General features: G+C 62.5%; 16 protein-coding genes. 6 read left to right on the top strand and 10 right to left on the bottom strand.

From position 1 onward, the window contains the following. Together A8B82_RS10035 and uvrA are read left to right on the top strand one after the other, a co-directional pair. Positions 1–1,052, top strand: a 1,052-nt coding sequence (locus A8B82_RS10035) for an MFS transporter (protein ID WP_138069733.1), incomplete at its 5' end; no start/stop codon positions are given. An 80-nt stretch (positions 1,053–1,132) separates the two neighbouring features. Further along, positions 1,133–4,009, top strand: a complete 2,877-nt coding sequence (gene uvrA / locus A8B82_RS10030; protein WP_067291557.1) for an excinuclease ABC subunit UvrA — start codon at positions 1,133–1,135, stop codon at positions 4,007–4,009. 93 nt (positions 4,010–4,102) lie between these two features. On the opposite strand, the gene A8B82_RS10025 is transcribed toward uvrA, so the two are convergent. From A8B82_RS10025 to A8B82_RS10000, 6 genes are all read right to left on the bottom strand, one after another. Next, positions 4,103–5,176 carry a hypothetical protein gene (locus A8B82_RS10025; protein ID WP_235604661.1) on the bottom strand — a complete coding sequence of 358 codons (1,074 nt, stop codon included), beginning with the start codon at positions 5,174–5,176 and terminating at the stop codon, positions 4,103–4,105. Between the two features lie 124 nt (positions 5,177–5,300). Next, a complete protein-coding gene (gene mmsB / locus A8B82_RS10020) occupies positions 5,301–6,185 on the bottom strand; it encodes a 3-hydroxyisobutyrate dehydrogenase (protein ID WP_067291554.1) in 885 nt (294 codons plus the stop codon). Between the two features lie 11 nt (positions 6,186–6,196). After that, entirely contained in the window at positions 6,197–7,222 is a 1,026-nt protein-coding gene (locus A8B82_RS10015; protein WP_067291552.1) for an enoyl-CoA hydratase/isomerase family protein, read from the bottom strand. A gap of 9 nt (positions 7,223–7,231) precedes the next feature. After that, positions 7,232–8,374: an acyl-CoA dehydrogenase family protein gene (locus tag A8B82_RS10010; protein ID WP_067291550.1), complete on the bottom strand. Its 1,143-nt coding sequence runs from the start codon at positions 8,372–8,374 to the stop codon at positions 7,232–7,234. A gap of 78 nt (positions 8,375–8,452) precedes the next feature. Next, positions 8,453–9,610, bottom strand: a complete 1,158-nt coding sequence (locus tag A8B82_RS10005) for a tetratricopeptide repeat protein (RefSeq protein WP_067291547.1) — start codon at positions 9,608–9,610, stop codon at positions 8,453–8,455. Positions 9,611–9,681: 71 nt separating this feature from the next. Next, positions 9,682–11,181, bottom strand: coding sequence for a CoA-acylating methylmalonate-semialdehyde dehydrogenase (locus A8B82_RS10000; protein WP_067291545.1), 1,500 nt, complete (start codon positions 11,179–11,181; stop codon positions 9,682–9,684). A gap of 114 nt (positions 11,182–11,295) precedes the next feature. On the opposite strand from A8B82_RS10000, the gene A8B82_RS09995 reads away from it, so the two are divergent. The 3 genes from A8B82_RS09995 (at position 11,296) to coaD (ending at position 13,241) form a co-directional block, all read left to right on the top strand. Next, entirely contained in the window at positions 11,296–12,189 is an 894-nt protein-coding gene (locus A8B82_RS09995; RefSeq protein ID WP_067291543.1) for a LysR family transcriptional regulator, read from the top strand. Positions 12,190–12,249: 60 nt separating this feature from the next. Then, on the top strand, positions 12,250–12,684 hold the full coding sequence (locus A8B82_RS09990) for a CBS domain-containing protein (RefSeq protein ID WP_067291540.1): 435 nt from the start codon (positions 12,250–12,252) through the stop codon (positions 12,682–12,684). Between the two features lie 65 nt (positions 12,685–12,749). Further along, complete coding sequence (gene coaD / locus A8B82_RS09985) at positions 12,750–13,241, top strand: pantetheine-phosphate adenylyltransferase (protein WP_067291537.1); 492 nt, start codon at positions 12,750–12,752, stop codon at positions 13,239–13,241. 96 nt (positions 13,242–13,337) lie between these two features. On the opposite strand, the gene A8B82_RS09980 is transcribed toward coaD, so the two are convergent. The 4 genes from A8B82_RS09980 to gap (A8B82_RS09970) all read right to left on the bottom strand — a co-directional run bounded on the left by A8B82_RS09980 (position 13,338) and on the right by gap (A8B82_RS09970) (position 16,572). Continuing rightward, entirely contained in the window at positions 13,338–13,952 is a 615-nt protein-coding gene (locus A8B82_RS09980) for a hypothetical protein (protein ID WP_067291530.1), read from the bottom strand. Positions 13,953–14,195: 243 nt separating this feature from the next. Beyond that, entirely contained in the window at positions 14,196–15,197 is a 1,002-nt protein-coding gene (gene gap, locus A8B82_RS09975; protein ID WP_067291528.1) for a type I glyceraldehyde-3-phosphate dehydrogenase, read from the bottom strand. 163 nt (positions 15,198–15,360) lie between these two features. Next, entirely contained in the window at positions 15,361–15,504 is a 144-nt protein-coding gene (locus tag A8B82_RS24325) for a hypothetical protein (RefSeq protein ID WP_162841709.1), read from the bottom strand. A gap of 66 nt (positions 15,505–15,570) precedes the next feature. Further along, a complete protein-coding gene (gene gap / locus A8B82_RS09970; RefSeq protein WP_067291526.1) occupies positions 15,571–16,572 on the bottom strand; it encodes a type I glyceraldehyde-3-phosphate dehydrogenase in 1,002 nt (333 codons plus the stop codon). A gap of 188 nt (positions 16,573–16,760) precedes the next feature. Between gap (A8B82_RS09970) and A8B82_RS09965 the strand changes: the two genes are divergently transcribed. Continuing rightward, the gene (locus A8B82_RS09965) at positions 16,761–17,738 is read left to right on the top strand and encodes a DUF808 domain-containing protein (protein ID WP_067291523.1); all 978 of its coding nucleotides are present in this window, start codon (positions 16,761–16,763) and stop codon (positions 17,736–17,738) included. The last annotated feature ends 13 nt before the right edge of the window (positions 17,739–17,751 follow it).

Raw genomic sequence — 17,751 nt, 5'->3', positions numbered from 1 at the left:
GCGCTGGCGCAGAAGGTTTAGGCGCTGGACAGATGGCAGTGAAACAGACGTCTTTTGCGCTGGTTCTGGCGCTTTGGGCCGCGGGGCTGGTGGTGGCGCGCGTCCGCTATCGCCGGGCGTTGCTGATGGCGCTGTGGCTGGGGGCGGCGCTGTCGCTGTTCCAGGCGCTGCTGCCGCCGCTGCCCCTGCTGCTGCTGTCGCGGGTGATCGAGGGGGCCTCGCATCTGGCCATCGTTGTGGCGGCCCCGACCCTGATCGCACAGATCAGCGCGGACAAGGATCGCGGTTTCACCCTGACCCTTTGGGGCACCTTCTTTGGCGTGGCCTTTGCTGTATTGGCGGTTGTGGGGCGGCCGCTGGCGCTGGCCTATGGGCCGCAGGCGGTGTTTGCCGCCCATGGGGCCTATATGGCGGGCTGTGCGCTCTATCTGTCGTCGCGCTTGCGCCGCCTGCCGGACGAAGGGCCGCAGCCGGTGTTTTCGCTGCTGCGGGTACTGCGGGATCACGTCGCGATCTACCGGTCGCCGCAGCAATCCGCAGCCGGGCTGGGCTGGCTGTTCTATACCTTCAGCTTTGTCTCCATCCTGACGGTTCTGCCGCCCTATCTGGAACCTGAGTTGCGCGGCTGGATCATGGGGGCGATGCCGCTGGTCAGCATCGCGGTGTCGATGACCGCAGGGGTGGCGTTGTTGCGCCGGGTCAGCGCGGTGCATGTGGTGGAATTGGGGTTTGCCGGATCGCTTGCCGCGGCACTCTGGCTCTGGGCCAGTCCAGGCGCGCCGCTGGCCTGTCTGGCGCTGGCCGCCGCGATGGGGCTGATCCAGGGGGCCAGCTTTGCCGCGGTGGCGCAGTTGAACGAAACGGCTGCGGCGCAGGCGCGGGCCAACGGGGCGATGGCGCAAATGGGCAACCTGGGCAATACCATCGGCACGCCGGTGATGGCCGCCGGGCTGATCTGGCTGGGCTATGCCGCGCTGCCGGTGCTGGCGGGAGGCGCTTTTCTGGCCGGGCTGCTGGTCCACCTCTGGCTGGGGCAGCGCCGCGCTGCCTGAATGTTCTGCTTTAGTTCTTATTTTATCGTTGGAGAATCCGGCGTCCGCGCCTATGTAGCAATTGGGAAATGGGGTGCTGAATGGCTGAGCTGAAAAACATCGAAGTGCGCGGCGCGCGCGAACACAATCTCAAGAACATCGACGTGGATATCCCGCGCGACCAACTCGTTGTTATCACCGGGCTTTCCGGGTCGGGCAAATCCTCGCTCGCCTTCGACACGATCTATGCCGAGGGGCAGCGCCGCTATGTCGAATCGCTCAGCGCCTATGCGCGGCAGTTCCTCGACATGATGCAGAAACCCGATGTGGATCACATCAGCGGGTTGTCCCCGGCGATTTCCATCGAACAGAAGACCACCAGCAAGAATCCGCGCTCCACCGTCGGCACGGTGACCGAGATCTACGATTACATGCGCCTGCTGTTTGCGCGCGTCGGTACGCCCTATTCCCCCGCCACCGGCAAGCCCATCGAGGCGCAGCAGGTGCAGGACATGGTGGACCGCATCATGACGATGGAGGAGGGGACCCGCGCCTATCTGCTGGCCCCGATCGTGCGCGACCGCAAGGGCGAATACCGCAAGGAGTTCGCCGAACTGCGAAAGACCGGCTTTCAGCGTGTCAAGGTGAACGGCGAATTCTACGAGCTGGACGAGCCGCCGGTGCTGGACAAGAAATTCCGCCATGACATCGACGTGGTGGTGGACCGGATTGTCGTGCGGGAAGGGCTGGAGACGCGGCTGGCGGATTCCCTGCGTACTTCGCTTGATCTGGCCGATGGCATCGCCATCCTGGAAACAGCGCCGAGCGAAGGAGAGCCGGAGCGCTATACCTTCAGTGAAAAATTCGCCTGCCCGGTCAGCGGCTTTACCATTCCCGAGATCGAGCCGCGCCTGTTTTCCTTCAACGCGCCGTTCGGGGCCTGCCCCTCCTGTGACGGTCTGGGGGTTGAGCTGTTCTTTGACGAACGCCTCGTGGTGCCGGATCAGAACCTCAAGATCTATGACGGCGCGCTGGCCCCCTGGCGTAAGGGCAAAAGCCCCTATTTCAAACAGACCATCGAGGCGATTGCCAAACACTATGAGTTCAACCAGCAGACCCGCTGGAAGGACCTGCCGGAACATGTGCAGCAGGTGTTCCTTTACGGGTCCGGTAAGGAAGAGATCAAGTTCCGCTATGACGAGGGCGGGCGCGTCTATGAGGTCAGCCGCGTCTTCGAGGGGGTGATCCCCAATATGGAACGGCGCTACCGCGAGACCGACAGCAACTGGGTTCGCGAAGAGTTCGAGCGCTATCAGAACAACCGCCCCTGCGGCACCTGCGAAGGCTACCGGCTGCGGGCGGAGGCGCTGGCGGTCAAGATCGGCAAGCCCGAGGACCTGAAACATGCAGGCCAGGTGGTGCAGATGTCGATCCGCGAGGCTTTCGACTGGTGCAACACGGTGCCCGAGGCGCTGACCGCCCAGAAAAACGAGATCGCCCGCGCCATCCTGAAGGAAATCCGCGAGAGGCTTGGCTTCCTGAATAACGTGGGATTGGAATACCTTACACTGGCACGTTCAAGTGGTACATTAAGTGGCGGAGAGAGCCAGCGCATCCGTCTGGCCAGCCAGATCGGCTCTGGCCTGACCGGGGTGCTCTATGTGCTCGACGAGCCCTCCATCGGGCTGCACCAGCGCGACAATGACCGGCTGCTGCAAACGCTGAAGAACCTGCGCGATCAGGGCAATACCGTGATTGTGGTGGAACATGACGAGGAGGCGATCCGCGAGGCGGATTACGTTTTCGACATCGGGCCGGGGGCCGGGGTGCATGGCGGGCAGGTGGTCAGCCATGGCACGCCCGATCAGGTCGCGGCGGATGAAAAATCAATCACCGGCCAATACCTGACCGGCAAACGCGAAATTCCGATCCCGGCAACCCGCCGCACAGGCAAGAAAAAGAAGGTGCAGGTGGTCAAGGCGACGGGCAACAACCTGCAGAATGTCACGGTGGATTTCCCCCTGGGGCAATTTGTCTGCGTCACCGGCGTGTCGGGCGGCGGCAAATCCACACTGACCATTGAAACCCTGTTCAAGACCGCCTCGATGAACCTCAACGGCGCGCGGCAAACGCCGGCCCCCTGCGAGACCATCAAGGGGCTGGAACACCTCGACAAGGTGATCGACATCGACCAGCGGCCCATCGGGCGCACGCCCCGGTCGAACCCGGCCACCTACACCGGGGCCTTCACCCCGATCCGCGACTGGTTCGCGGGCCTGCCCGAAGCCAAGGCGCGTGGCTACAAGCCGGGCCGCTTCAGCTTCAACGTCAAGGGCGGGCGCTGCGAGGCCTGTCAGGGCGACGGTGTCATCAAGATCGAGATGCACTTCCTGCCGGATGTCTATGTGGAGTGCGAAACCTGCAAGGGCGCGCGCTACAACCGCGAAACGCTTGAGATCAAGTTCAAGGGCAAAAGCATCGCGGATGTGCTGGACATGACGGTGGAGGATGCGCAGGCCTTCTTCACCGCCGTGCCTTCGATCCGCGAAAAGATGGATGCGCTGATGCGGGTGGGTCTGGGCTATATCAAGGTGGGCCAACAGGCCACGACCCTGTCGGGGGGCGAGGCACAGCGCGTGAAACTCAGCAAGGAGCTGAGCAAACGCTCGACCGGTCGCACGCTCTATATCCTCGACGAACCCACGACCGGCCTGCATTTTGAGGACGTGCGCAAGCTGTTGGAAGTACTGCATGAACTGGTCGATCAGGGCAATTCGGTGGTGGTGATCGAACACAATCTCGACGTGGTCAAGACCGCTGACCATATCATCGACATCGGCCCCGAGGGTGGCGATGGCGGCGGCCGCGTGGTGGCGACCGGCACGCCGGAACAAGTGGCCGACGTGGCGGAAAGCTATACCGGAAAATACCTCAAACCCATGCTGTCCAAGGCGCGGACAAAGGTGGCGGCAGAATAACCTTCTGCTTCATTGTTCCCTAAATATACCACGGGGGTCCGGGGGTGTGAAACCCCCGGTGCGCCGCCGCCCCGGCGCGCGCGACGGTGCGGGTCACAGCACCGCGCGGGCGATCCGGATCAGTTGCAGTGTTTCGTATTGGCTGTCGCTCAGCCGGATCACCTGACCGTTCAGGACCGCGTAATTGATGTCTGGTCCGGGGGCAGGCAGGCGGTAGAGGCGGCTGAGTTCACCCTGTGTCAGCGCGGCGGTGGGTGCCACGTTCACGCCGCTGCCGATATCGGCCACCTGCGCCAATTCGTTGATCAACAGCAGCCCGGTGTAATCGTCCTGATCCAGCAGCACCGGCATCCCGTCAATCAGCGCATAGCGCTGGCCGTTCGGGGCAGGGGCCAGACCAAAAAGCTGCGCGATCTGCGCGGATTGCAGCAGCAGGTTCTCCGACGGGGTCACACCGCGCCGCAGATAATTGTCGCGTTGCAACAGCCAGAGCCGGTCATATTCCGCATCATCATAACCAAGCCATTGGTCCTGGGTCACGCCCTGCTTGGCCAGACCGGGGGGCACGCAGGCCGGGGTCTTCTTGGCAAGGCCGGGGGGGCAGTTGCGATAGGTGATCAGCTCGTCGATCGGGGTGTCGGCCACCACCAGTTGCGGGCCCGCCAGTGCAAGGGCTGCGGCACCCAGTATCGTCAGCATGTCGCGATCCGCAGGGGCGCGGACGCGCAGGATTTCCTCCGCACGCCTGTCCCAGTCGGGTCCGCGCATTTTGCCTTTGTCCGCTTTCATCCCCTTGGCGGGTTTGTCGTTCTTGGCGGGTTTGTCAGCCTTGGCCTGCTTTTGCTGGGCTTTCCCAGCCTTTTCCGGCTTGCCCTTCACCTTGTCCGGCCCATTGCCCTTGCCCGGCTTGTCATTGCCGCGGTTGGCCTTGGCCTGCTTGTCCTTGCCGGGGCCTTTTGCCTTGCCGCCCTTGGCGGGCTTTTCGGCTTTCGCGCCCTTGCGGTTCCCCTTGCCATTGTCCTTGGCGAGCCAAAGCTGCGCGCTGTGGTTACCGGCTGTCAGGGCGTTGATGGATGAGACGGCAACGGGGGCTGCAATGACCGTTGCTGCGGCAGCAGAGGTGACCATGCCTGCGCTCAAGAGTGCGGCTGTCATCAAATTTCGCATTGGTGTTCCTTCCCACTTGGCTGGCGATCAAGTTCCGCCGTTACCATTTCAACCAGATGGGAGGGAGGGGAGTTCCGGAGGATTTTGCCCGTCGGCGTGGCACCGCCGACGGGGCTGTCCGGGGTCAGTCGCTGCGACCACGCCCGGCCAGACGCGGCAGCATGGCGGAAAAATCGCGGCCCTTGCCGTCTTCATCTTCGACGAAGGTTTTGTAAATTTCCAGCGCCCGCGCGCCCATCGGGGTGTCGGCATCCACCAGTTCGGCGGCCTGCTGCGACAGGCCAAGGTCCTTGAGCATCAGTTCGGCGGCAAAACCGGGTTTATATCCATTGTCGGCGGGTGACTTCAGGCCGACCCCCGGCGCCGGGCAATAGGCGTTCATCGACCAGGAATACCCAGATGAGGTGCTGACCACGTCAAACATGCGCTGGCGGTCAAGGCCAAGCTTGTCGGCCAGGGCAAAGGCCTCGCAGGTGGCGATCATCGTGGCACCCAGAATCATGTTGTTGCAGATCTTGGCGGCCTGGCCTGCGCCCGCATCGCCGCAATGGACCGCCTTTTGGCCCATGATGTCGAACAGCGGTTCGGCAGCGGCAAAGGCGGATTCCGATCCACCCGCCATGAAGGTCAGCGTGCCGCCTTCGGCCCCGCCGACACCGCCCGACACAGGTGCGTCCACAGCAAGAAGCCCCGCATTTTCAGCCGCTTCCGAGGTGTTCCGGGCGCTTTCCACATCCACGGTGGAGCAATCAATGAACAGCGCGCCCGCGCGCATCTGGCCAATCGCCTCTGCCGCGACCTGGCGCAGGATCGACCCGTTGGGCAGCATGGTGATCACCACATCAGCCCCGGTGACGGCAGCGGCAATGCTGTCGGCGGTGCTCACGCCCTTGGCGGTGGTTCCGGCCACGTCATACCCCGCGACCTCGTGCCCCGCCTTGGCCAGGTTCGCCGCCATCGGCCCCCCCATGTTGCCAAGACCGATGAATCCAATTTTGAGCGCGGCCATAGAATGTCCTTTCAGAGTTTCACGGCATCCGCACCAAGCGGATGCAGCATGTCAGAGATTGCCGCCGGTGGCACAATGCCATCGGCATGTTGCCACTGCGGGTTGCGGTCCTTGTCGATGATCGCGGCGCGGATCCCTTCGAGGAAATCGCCGTGCTCCATCGCGCGGTAGGTAAATCGGTACTCCAGATCCAGCGCATTTGCCATTGTGGGGCCGCTGTCGCGCAGACGGTGGATGATTTCGATCGTGCAGGCCGCCGATAGTGGCGAGACGCGGGAAAGTTTTTTGAGCGCGTCCTTTGCAAAGTCGGTATCTGCATTTTGCAAACTGCTTGTCACCGCCGCCAGACTGTCGCCCGCAAAATGCCTGTCAATCTCGGGCATCTGGTTGCGCAGGTCTCCCGCAGGCGGCGTTTCCCCTTTGATTTCAGATGCATCGCCGGTGTTTTCCAGTTTTCCAATGATCTCCGGCCAGGTGCTTTCCGGCATAAAAACATCTGCAAACCCTGCAAATATCGCGTCATCCGGCCCCAAGCGTGTCGCCGTGGTGCCCAGGTATGCGCCCAGCCTGCCGGGGGCCTTTGCCAGAATAAATGTGCCGCCCACGTCGGGCACCAGCCCGATGCCGCATTCGGGCATGGCGATCTGACTGCTTTCCCCGACAATGCGGTGCGACCCGTGGCAGCCGATACCAACCCCGCCACCCATGGTGAAACCCTGCATGAAGGAGACGACAGGTTTGGGATACTGGAAGATCTTGTTGTTCAGCCGGTATTCATCGGCCCAGAATTGCCGCCCATAGCCGTAATCGCCCTTGGTCCCGGTCTCGTACAGCTCTGCAATGTCGCCGCCGGAACAGAAGGCGCGCTCGCCCTCGGCGTCGATCACCACCAGCGCCACGGCATCATCCCTGGCCCAACTGTCCAGCGCCGCCTCGATTGCCAGACACATGTCATAGGTCATGGCGTTCAGCGCCTTGGGCCGTGTCAGGGTGATGCGCCCGGCGCGCCCTGTGATACGAATGTTGATGTCGCTCATCCCGGTTCCTCAGCGGTTTTTCAGCATGTCACGCGCGACGATCACGCGCATGATTTCATTGGTGCCTTCAAGTATCTGATGCACCCGCAGATCGCGCACCAGCTTTTCGATGCCGTAATCCGCAAGATAGCCGTAGCCGCCGTGCAGTTGCAGGCATTGGTCCACAACCTTGCTGCCCGTTTCGGTCACGAATTTCTTGGCCATGGCGCAGAACTTGGTCGCATCGGGGGCCTTGTTGTCCAGCTTCCAGGCGGCCTGACGCAGAAAGATGCGCGCGGCCTGAAGCTCGATCTCCATGTCGGCCAGGCGAAACTGCAATCCCTGGAACTGGTCGATGGCCTGGCCAAAGGCCTTGCGGTCGCCCATGTAGTCCAGCGTTTTGGTCAGGGCGATCTGTGCGGCCCCCAGCGAACAGGCGGCAATGTTCAACCGGCCCCCGTCAAGACCCATCATCGCATATTTGAAGCCTTTGCCTTCTTCGCCCACAAGATCGGCGGCAGGGACGTCGCAATTGTCGAACTGGACCTGTGCCGTGGGTTGGCTGCGCCAGCCCATCTTGTCCTCCAGCCCGCCAAAGCTGAGGCCCTTTGCCCCGTCCTCGACCAGCAGGGTGGACACACCCGCCGCTCCGTCGTCAGAGGTGCGCGCCATCACCACATAGGCGTCCGAATAACTGCCGCCAGAGATAAAGGCCTTGGTGCCGTTCAGGCGGTATCCCTCGTTGGTGCGTTCCGCGCGGGTCTTGAGCGCCGCCGCATCCGAACCGGCACCGGGTTCGGTCAGGCAATAGCTGAGCACGGTGTTCATGGCGACGACATCCGCCAGCACCCGGCCTTTCAGGTCGTCGCTGCCAAAGGCGTCGATCATCTTGGCGCACATGTTGTGGATCGACAGAAAGGCCGCAACAGAGGGGCAGGCCATTGAAAGCGCTTCGAACACCAGTGTCGCATCCAGACGGCTGAGCCCCGATCCGCCGGAGTCTTCGGAGACGTAGAGACCGCCAAAACCCAATGCGCCGACGCGCGGCCACAGATCCTTGGGGATGGTGCCGTCCTTTTCCCAGGCATGGGCGTGGGGCGCGATCTGATCGTGGCCGAAATCATGCGCCATATCGAAGATCGCTGTTTGCTCCTCTGTCAGTGCAAAGTCCATCGTGCCCTCTCCCGTTTCACGTTATTGAACGCTTGTTAAGTTTAATTCCTTGCAGAAATATTGCGACCGGTCCGGGGGTCAGTCAGCAGAAATCCCGGCCAGCGCATCCGCGGCGGTAGTGTCGCCCAGCCTGACGGCGGTGGCGAACCAATGGCGGGCCTGAAACAGGTCGCGCGGCAGGCCGTCCGCGTCGCGGTACATCTCGCCCAATCGCCGCGCGGCCTCTGCATGGCCTTCATTGGCCGCGTCCCAGAACCATTGCGCCGCCGTGCGCCGGTTCTGTGCGGTGCCATCGCCGTCATAGCTGGCCTTGCCCAGCAGGAACTGGCAGGCGCGCCCGCCGAAATGCGCCTGTTGCAGGGCTGTCTGATAGGCCGCTGCCCGGTCCCCGGGCAGGCCGTCACCGTCCCAAAGGGCCTGGGCATAGTTGCATGTCCCGGCCTGGTGTCTGGCGGCGGTGGCCTGCCGGAACAGGCTTGCGGCGCGGGTCAGGTCGGCGGCCACCCCGCGCGCATCGCGATAGGCTTCGCCAAGGCGGTTCTGCGCCTCTGCATCGCCCTGGGCTGCGGCGCGGGCGAACCATTGCGCCGCTGCGGCGGGATCGGGGTCTTGCAGCAATCCCTCGGACAGAAAGATGCCAACCAACCGCTGCCCGGGGCCGTCGCCCAGCTCTGCCGCCTGCATCGCAAACCCATGGGCGCGGGGCAGGTCGGCAGGCACGGCAGTGCCTTCGTAATAGAGCAGGGCAAGGTTGCGCATCGACTGGGCCACACCCAGGCCGGCGGCGCGTTCCAGCAGGTCGATGGCGCGGGGCACATCCACCTCTGTCTGCGCGCCGGTCAGCAGGTGAATCGCCAGGTTGTTCATCGCCAGCGTATCGCCCGCCGCTGCGGCGCGGGCCAATACGTCGATCTCGCTCTCTTCCATGATCAGCCGCCCCGCCGCACTGATCCGGAGCCGTCCTGAGGTCGCGTCGATGTCGATCCGCGCATCGCTGCTGGTGGGGTAAGATGCGCCGTTCACGATCACTTGGGTGCCTTTCAGCTGGATACGGCGATCATCCAACAGCAGCTCGACCCCGCCCTCGATGGGATTAAGCGCTTGTTCGTGTCCGCCGGAGACCGAGAAGGTGACGCCATTCATCGTCATCGCCGGGCTGTTCTGGGCGGCAGGCGGGCCTGCCATCAGGGCGACACAGGGCAGGGCCAGCAGCAAGGTCCTGGCGAAATGGCGCATCGGTTCCTCCGTTCGGGTGGCTCAGGGGGCCGCAGCGCGGCCCGCCTTCGGTCTTTGCTGTCGTGTGATGGTTACTCCATCACAGGGATGGAGAATTCGCCACCCTCCTTGATGCCCGAGGGCCAGCGCGCGGTCACGGTCTTGGTCCGGGTGTAGAACTTGAACGCGTCCGGGCCATGCTGGTTCAGGTCGCCAAAGACGGATTTTTTCCAGCCGCCGAAGGTGTGGTAGGCCAGCGGCACCGGGATCGGCACGTTGATGCCCACCATGCCGATGTTGATCCGGTTGGCGAAATCACGTGCGGCGTCGCCGTCGCGGGTAAAGATCGCGGTGCCATTGCCGTATTCGTGGTCCATGGCGAGACCCAGCGCTTCCTCATAGGTCTGGGCGCGCACGCAGGTCAGCACGGGGCCGAAAATCTCGTGCTTGTAGATGTCCATGTCCTTGGTCGCGCGGTCAAAGAGGTGCGGGCCGACGAAATAGCCATCCTCATAGCCCTGCAATTTGAAATCGCGCCCGTCGACAACCAGTTCCGCGCCCTGGTCGATGCCGGTCTGCACCAGCCGTTCGATGTTGGCCTTGGCGGCGGCGGTCACGACGGGGCCGTAATCCACGTCCTTGCCGGCGGTGTAGGGACCGACCTTGAGGCTTTCGATGCGCGGCACCAGTTTTTCGATCAGGCGGTCGGCGGTGTCGTCGCCCACCGGCACGGCAACAGAGATCGCCATGCAGCGTTCACCAGCCGCGCCATAGCCTGCACCCACCAGCGCATCGGCGGCCTGGTCCATGTCGGCGTCGGGCATGATGATCATGTGGTTCTTGGCCCCGCCAAAGCATTGCACCCGTTTGCCGTTGGCACAGCCGGTGGCATAGATGTATTCCGCGATCGGGGTGGAGCCGACAAAGCCCACCGACTGGATGATCGGATCATGCAGGATCGCGTCCACCGCTTCCTTGTCGCCATTGACGACCTGAAGGATGCCTTTGGGCAGGCCCGCTTCCTCGGCCAGTTCGGCCAGCATCAGCGGGACGGAAGGGTCGCGTTCGGAAGGTTTGAGGATAAAGGCGTTGCCGCAGGCGATGGCGGGCGCGAACATCCACATCGGGATCATCGCCGGGAAGTTGAAGGGCGTGATGCCCGCGGTGACACCCAGCGCCTGACGCATGGAATACATGTCGATGCCGGGGCCCGCCGAATCGGTGTATTCACCTTTCAGCAGTTGCGGCGCGCCGACGCAGTATTCGACCACTTCAAGACCGCGCTGCACGTCACCGGCGGCATCGGGCATGGTCTTGCCGTGTTCGCGGCTCAGCGCCTCGGCCAGCTTGTCCATGTCGCGGTTCAGCAGGTCGACCAGTTTCATCAGGACCCGCGCGCGGCGCTGCGGGTTTGTCGCGGCCCATGCAGGTTGTGCGGCCTGCGCATAGGCCACGGCCTGGGCCATTTCTTCACCATTGGCCAGCGGCACGCGGGCCTGCACCTCGCCGGTGGCGGGGTTCATCACGTCGGCAAAGCGGCCGGAGGTGCCTTTGACGTGGGCACCGTTAAGATAGTGGGTCAGTTCTTGCATGTCAGATCTCCCTTGGGTTGGCGGCAGATTAGTCTTGCAAAAAGGCAAGCTAAAGAGGCAAGTTTTCAAAATGGTTTTGCATTTCTGCAAGACGGAGCAATAAGGGCCGCGCATATGGACAATTGGGACGACATTCGCCTGTTTCTGGCCGTCGCGCGCGAACGCAGCCTGTCCGGCGCGGGCAAGGTGCTGCGGCTGGACCCGGCCACGCTGGGCCGCCGGGTGGCGCGGCTGGAAAAGACGCTTGAGGTCGGCCTCTTCGTGAAATCGCCACAGGGCTATGCGCTGACGGAGGCGGGCGCGCAGCTGCTGGAACGGGCGGAGGCGGTGGAACAGGCGATGCGGCTGGCCTCTGCCGGGGTGGCGGTGCCCAGCGACCGGATGACCGGACAGATTCGCATCGGCGCGCCGGACGGGGCCGCGAATTTCCTGTTGCCGCAGGTCTGTGCCGCACTGGGGCACGACCATCCCGAGCTGGACATCCAGATTGTCGCCCTGCCGCGCGTCTTCAACCTGTCGCGGCGCGAGGCGGATATGGCCATCGGCGTCTCGGCCCCCACGGCCGGGCGGCTGATCGTGCAGAAGGTCAGCGATTACCACCTGCATCTGGCGGCCTCCAGCGGCTACCTCGACGCGCAGGGCGCGCCGCAATCGGTGGCTGACCTGAAGCACCATCGCATCGTGGGCTACATTCCCGACATGATCTTTGACCGCGAGCTGGATTATCTTGCCGATCTCGGGCTGTCGCGGGTGCCGCTGGCGTCGAACTCCGTCTCGGTCCAGCTTCAGATGGTGGCGCGGGGCGGGGGCATCGGCGTGGTCCATGATTTCGTGCTGCCCTTCGCGCCCCAGGTGCAGCGCATCCTGACCGCCGAGGTCAGTTTGAAACGGTCCTTTTACCTGATCCGGCACGCCGATGATCAGTCCAACCGTCGGTTGAGCCGCTTTGCCGACCTCTTTGGCACCGCGATCCGCTCAGAACTGGCGCGGCTGGAGGCAAAAGCTTGACAGCTATGCGCTTTCTGGTGACGCTGGCCTTACGGGGTGCGTCAATATAGGAGGAACGCCATGCTGGTGTCACAAATTCTCAGGTCGAAATCGGATGATGCGGTGGTGACCTCCGCGCCAACCATGCTGATTTCCGACGCGGCAAGGATGTTGTCGGAGAAGCGGATCGGCACATTGGTGATCTCCAAGGACGGCAAGACCCCGATCGGCATCCTGTCAGAGCGTGACATCGTGCGCGAACTGGGCCGTCAGGGCGCGGGTTGCCTGACCATGACCGTGGACAAGCTGATGACAACCAAGCTGGTGACCTGCAGCCGCGACGACCGCGCCGATGCGATCCTGCAGCAGATGACACATGGCAGGTTCCGCCACATGCCGGTGCTGGATGACGGCGTGCTCGTGGGTCTGATCTCGCTGGGTGACGTGGTCAAGGCGCGCCTGTCCGAACTCTCGATGGAGAAAGATGCCCTTGAAGGCATGATTATGGGGCACTAGCGCTTGCGCCTTTCGCGCGCACATGATTGCTTGCGCGCGACAAACGACCAGATCTAGGAAGTCCCATGCGCATTGGCCTTTACCCCGGCACCTTTGACCCCATCACTCTGGGCCATATTGATATCATTCGCCGGGCGACGACGCTGGTGGACAAGCTGGTGATCGGCGTGGCCATCAATGGCGACAAGGGACCACTGTTCGATCTGGCCGAAAGGGTGCAGATGATCGAGGACGAATGCGCCGATCTGGCCCGGCAAACCGGGGTCGAGATTGCGGTGCATCCCTTTGAGAACCTGCTGATCAACTGCGCGCGTGACGTCGGCGCGCAGATCATCATCCGGGGCCTGCGCGCGGTGGCGGATTTTGAATACGAATACCAGATGGTCGGCATGAACCGGCAGCTTGATGACAGCATCGAGACCGTGTTCCTGATGGCCGAGGCGCAGCATCAGGCGATTGCCAGCAAACTGGTCAAGGAAATCGCCCGCCTGGACGGGGATGTCAGCAAATTCGTGACTCCCAGCGTGAATGCCAAACTGTTGGAACGCTTTGGCTGAGGCTACATCCGGCTGGCGATGACACCGTTCCTACAACCTGCCTGAGGGCAGGCCGCCTGGGATTATCGTGACATCACGCCTTGACCGGTATCCGCACTAGAACAGGCAGTCTTCTTTCTTCATCCTGAAAACGGTATTTCCTGTGAAGCCTTTCCAGCACTTTGGGCGCACGTTGGCATCCTCCAGTTCCTCTTTCGTGAAGTCGTCCAACAGATCGTATTTCTTGGGGAGAACAAAGAAGGACCCCAAAGTCCGATCAAGATCCTTGGACGAAAACTGGCGAACATGATCGAATTGACCAAACCGCTCTTCCGCTTCTGCGGCTGTCATGGGCCCCAGATACTCGGCGTATCCCGGCGAATTCTTGATCGGAAAGGCAAAAATCTGCATGCCGCCGGGACGCAACATGTTGTGGAGGTTTAATAATACAGATCCGACATTACACGGAACATGCTCCATCACATGCGAGTGAATAATCAGGTCGACGTCACCGAACTTTTCAAGCGTGCTTCTGTCGCAAAGATCGACAAAGTGTATCTTGTCGACGCGCTCGTTGTGATTGACAATATGTTTGTAACGCGTGGTTTCGATATCTGCTGCCATGTAATTGTCTGAAATGGCCGAAAGATAGTTGGCAAGACCCTTTTCGGGCGCGATATGGAGGATTCTTGTTTCTGATGTGATTGCGGCTTGTCCAAGAAACATCCTCATGACACGTGTTCTGTCCCGTGAATGACACTCTGCGCACATAAATGCTGTTTTCGCCTTTTCATCCCGCCACCGGGCGGAGCCACAGATGTTACATTTTGCCAAGGTATTTCTCCAATATCACTTTTGCCGGTATCAAACTCGCTGCTGTTCTTCTTGCGACCGTATGATAACCCACTGGGATGGCGCAACTGTTTCAAATATATAGATCAGATGCTTGTCGCAGTTTGCGCAAACTTGTGGCAGCTACCTCGCGGCATGAAGTACCGCTGCCGTGTCCAGCATCCGGTTGGAAAACGCCCATTCATTGTCATACCAGGCCAGCACCCGCAGCAGGGTGCCGTCCTGTATCCGCGTCTGGTCGGTGGCAAAGACGGCGGAATGCGGATTGCCTCTGAAATCGGTGGAGACCAGTTTGCGGTCGGTCACCCCGACCACGCCCTTGAGCGGCCCCGCCGCCGCTGCGCGAAAGGCGTCGTTGACCGCCTCTGTCGTGGTGGGCCGGTCCAGCGTCACCACCAGATCGCAGCAGGAGACGTCCGGCGTCGGCACCCGGATCGCATGGCTGGTGATCCGCCCGGCCAGATGCGGCAGCACATGGTCCAGCGTCCGTGACGCGCTGGTCGAGGTCGGCACCATCGACAGCGCCCCGGCGCGCGCGCGGTAAAGGTCCTCATGCGCGGCATCGGTCAGGTTTTGCGAGTTGGTATAGCAATGCACCGTGGTCATCATGCCGTGCCGGATGCCAAAGGCCTGATCAAGGACATGCACCATCGGCACCAGGCAATTGGTGGTGCAGGACCCGTTCGACACCACCGCGTCCGCGGCGGTCAGGCTGTCATGGTTGATGCCGTAGACAATCGTCTTTGCCTCGCCCTTGGCCGGGCCGGAAATCAGCACACGTCCCGCGCCGTTGCGCAGATGCGCCTCGGCATGAACCGGGTCGGTCATATGGCCGGTACATTCCAGCGCGATGTCCACGTCCTGCCAGTTCAGCCGCTCCGGCCGGGGCTCGGCGGTGACACGGATCGGGCCTCGGCCCAGATCCATGGTGCCATCGCCCAGGGTTACGGTGCCGGGATAGATGCCATGCACGGAATCGAATTCGAACAGATGCGCAGCCGTTTCCAGCGGGGCCAGGTCGTTGATCGCCACCACTTCGAACTGCCCTGGTGCCTGGGCCATCAGGCTGCGCAACACGCTGCGCCCGATGCGGCCGAACCCGTTGATCCCCAGCCTGATTGTCATCACGACACCTTTTGATCATATTCAGATACGCCCCTAGATTGCGCCCTCGCGGGGCCGAGTCAACGGGGACAGGGGCAGAAACAAGTACCGATACAATATCCTGGGGGAAGCGGCGCAGGGTGGCGTTTGCAAAACCCACGCCAGTGCTTTGCAAAGTCCGGCGTCAGCGCCAGAAGGCGATCCATTCGATCAGTTCGAACAGCTTTTTGCCCAGGTAGATCAGGTGCTCGTTGCCGAACCACATCACGTCCATGATGAGGGCCGCGATCAGGAACAGGCCGAGGAAGATGGCGATACGGTTGGTCACGGGGCGCGTCTGCCTTTGTGCATCAGGTCTGAACGATATGACAGCCCCGCGCCGCCCGCGCAAGCGTCAGCCCAGTTCGCCCATCGCCACGGCGACATCCGCCATCCGCACCGAAAACGCCCATTCGTTGTCGTACCAGCCCAGAACGCGCACGGTCCGGCCTGCAACCACGATGGTCTGGTCGGGGGCGAAAATGCAGCTTTCCTCGGTGTGGTTGAAGTCGATGGAGACTTTCTGCTCCGGATCATAGCCCAGCACCCGCTTCATCGCGCCGTCGGCGGCAGTCTTGGCGGCCAGGTTGATCTCTTCGACCGTGACGTCGCGGCTGGCCTGAAAGGTCAGATCGACAGCCGAGACGTTTGGCGTCGGCACCCGCATCGCGGTGCCGTCCAGCTTGCCCTTGAGCGCCGGCAGCACCTCGCCCAGGGCCTTGGCGGCACCGGTGGAGGTGGGGATCAGCGCCATGGCAGCGGCCCGCGCGCGGTACAGATCCTTGTGGCGGCGGTCCAGCGTCGGCTGGTCGCCGGTATAGCTGTGGATGGTGGTCATCAGCCCGCTTTCGATGCCCACCGCGTCATGCATGACCTTTGCCATCGGCGCGAGGCAATTGGTGGTGCAGGACCCGTTGGAGATCATCCGGTCGGTTTTGACCAGCGTGTCGTGATTGACGCCATAGACAATGGTCTTGTCCACGTTCTTGCCCGGCGCCGACAGCAGGACCCGTTTCGCACCCTGTTCCAGGTGCACATTGGCCTTGTTGCCGTCGTTGAATTTGCCGGTACATTCCAGCACCACGTCGCAGCCGTGCCAGTCCAGTTCTTCAAGGTTGTAGGTCGACATGACCTCGATATCGTTCTGGCCCAGGTTCAGATAGCCGTCGTCGATGGTGATCTCGCCGGGGAAACGGCCATGGACAGAGTCGTATTTCAGCAGATGTGCTGCGGTTTCCAGCGGCCCGGTTGCGTTGATCTTGACCACTTCGATGTCGTCGCGCCCGCTGGCGGCGATATGGCTCAGGGTGCAGCGGCCGATCCGGCCAAATCCGTTGATACCGACTTTGATGGTCATTGGGTCATCCTTTGGGTGCAGCGTTGGGCGTTCTATAGCGGGCTGTGCTGCGGATGCGAAAGGGGCAAACGCCCGTGTTTTCTGCATGTTAGCGATAAACCTTTATGTTAGCGGTAAAGGCATGGCAGCTTTGCATTTGCCACGCGGTGCGGGCAGGCTATTTGAGCCAGAACAACAAGGGGCGCAAGATGAGCGGATTGATTGCATTGCTGGACGACGTGGCAGCCATCGCCAAGGTGGCGGCGGCCTCTGTCGATGACGTGATCGGGCAGGCGGCCAAGGCGGGCAGCAAGGCAGCAGGTGCGGTGATCGACGACGCGGCGGTCACGCCGAAGTACCTTCATGGCTTCGAGGCCGCGCGCGAATTGCCGGTGGTCTGGCGCATCACCAAGGGGTCGCTGCGCAACAAGCTGGTGTTTCTGCTGCCTGCCGGTCTGGCCCTGTCGAATTTCGCGCCCTGGGCGATCTCGCCGCTGCTGATGCTGGGCGGGGCCTATCTGTGTTTTGAGGGGGCCGAGAAGGTTGCCCATGCGGTGGGCCTGTCTGCCGGGCACGAGGATTATCCCGGCAAGGAGGCCGTGGTGGAGGACCCCGCGCATCTGGAAGAGCAGAAGGCGCAAGGCGCGATCAAGACCGATTTCATCCTGTCGGCAGAGATCATGACCATTGCCCTTGCAGCCATCCCGCCCAGCAATTTCTGGATGGAGGCCGCGACGCTGGCGGTGGTCGCCATCATGATCACGGTCGCCGTCTACGGCGCGGTGGGCCTGATCGTGAAGATGGACGACCTGGGCCTTGCCATGGCCAGGCGGGGCCGTCTGTCCGTGACCCGCGCGATAGGGCGGCTGCTGGTGAAGGGGATGCCGGGGTTCCTGCGGTTGCTGACCATTGTCGGCACCGCCGCGATGCTTTGGGTTGGCGGGTCGATCATCATTCACGGGCTTGAGGAACTGGGGTTCGGCACGCTGGGCCACTGGATTCATGACGCGGCTGTTGCGGTCGCGCATTTGGTTCCGGCGGGGATCGAGGGCGCCACGGAATGGGCGGCGAAGGCGGCGATGGATGGTGTTTTCGGCCTGTTGCTGGGCCTGTTGCTGATCCCGGTGGGCGAAAAGCTGGTCACGCCGCTGTGGCGCGCGCTGCCCTTCGGCAGACAGACGGTCTGATCGGGTGCAGGGG

It is taken from the genome of Sulfitobacter sp. EhC04, assembly GCF_001650875.1.
GTDB lineage: Bacteria > Pseudomonadota > Alphaproteobacteria > Rhodobacterales > Rhodobacteraceae > Sulfitobacter.
This window is presented reverse-complemented; position numbering and strand designations above follow the sequence as displayed.

What these genes read in the sequence shown, in the direction of transcription:
- uvrA (WP_067291557.1), top strand. Translation starts at nt 1,133, where the DNA reads ATGGCTGAGCTGAAAAACATCGAAGTGCGCGGCGCGCGCGAACACAAT.
- A8B82_RS10025 (WP_235604661.1), bottom strand. Translation starts at nt 5,176, where the DNA reads ATGCGAAATTTGATGACAGCCGCACTCTTGAGCGCAGGCATGGTCACC.
- mmsB (WP_067291554.1), bottom strand. Translation starts at nt 6,185, where the DNA reads ATGGCCGCGCTCAAAATTGGATTCATCGGTCTTGGCAACATGGGGGGG.
- A8B82_RS10015 (WP_067291552.1), bottom strand. Translation starts at nt 7,222, where the DNA reads ATGAGCGACATCAACATTCGTATCACAGGGCGCGCCGGGCGCATCACC.
- A8B82_RS10010 (WP_067291550.1), bottom strand. Translation starts at nt 8,374, where the DNA reads ATGGACTTTGCACTGACAGAGGAGCAAACAGCGATCTTCGATATGGCG.
- A8B82_RS10005 (WP_067291547.1), bottom strand. Translation starts at nt 9,610, where the DNA reads ATGCGCCATTTCGCCAGGACCTTGCTGCTGGCCCTGCCCTGTGTCGCC.
- A8B82_RS10000 (WP_067291545.1), bottom strand. Translation starts at nt 11,181, where the DNA reads ATGCAAGAACTGACCCACTATCTTAACGGTGCCCACGTCAAAGGCACC.
- A8B82_RS09995 (WP_067291543.1), top strand. Translation starts at nt 11,296, where the DNA reads ATGGACAATTGGGACGACATTCGCCTGTTTCTGGCCGTCGCGCGCGAA.
- A8B82_RS09990 (WP_067291540.1), top strand. Translation starts at nt 12,250, where the DNA reads ATGCTGGTGTCACAAATTCTCAGGTCGAAATCGGATGATGCGGTGGTG.
- coaD (WP_067291537.1), top strand. Translation starts at nt 12,750, where the DNA reads ATGCGCATTGGCCTTTACCCCGGCACCTTTGACCCCATCACTCTGGGC.
- A8B82_RS09980 (WP_067291530.1), bottom strand. Translation starts at nt 13,952, where the DNA reads ATGAGGATGTTTCTTGGACAAGCCGCAATCACATCAGAAACAAGAATC.
- gap (WP_067291528.1), bottom strand. Translation starts at nt 15,197, where the DNA reads ATGACAATCAGGCTGGGGATCAACGGGTTCGGCCGCATCGGGCGCAGC.
- gap (WP_067291526.1), bottom strand. Translation starts at nt 16,572, where the DNA reads ATGACCATCAAAGTCGGTATCAACGGATTTGGCCGGATCGGCCGCTGC.
- A8B82_RS09965 (WP_067291523.1), top strand. Translation starts at nt 16,761, where the DNA reads ATGAGCGGATTGATTGCATTGCTGGACGACGTGGCAGCCATCGCCAAG.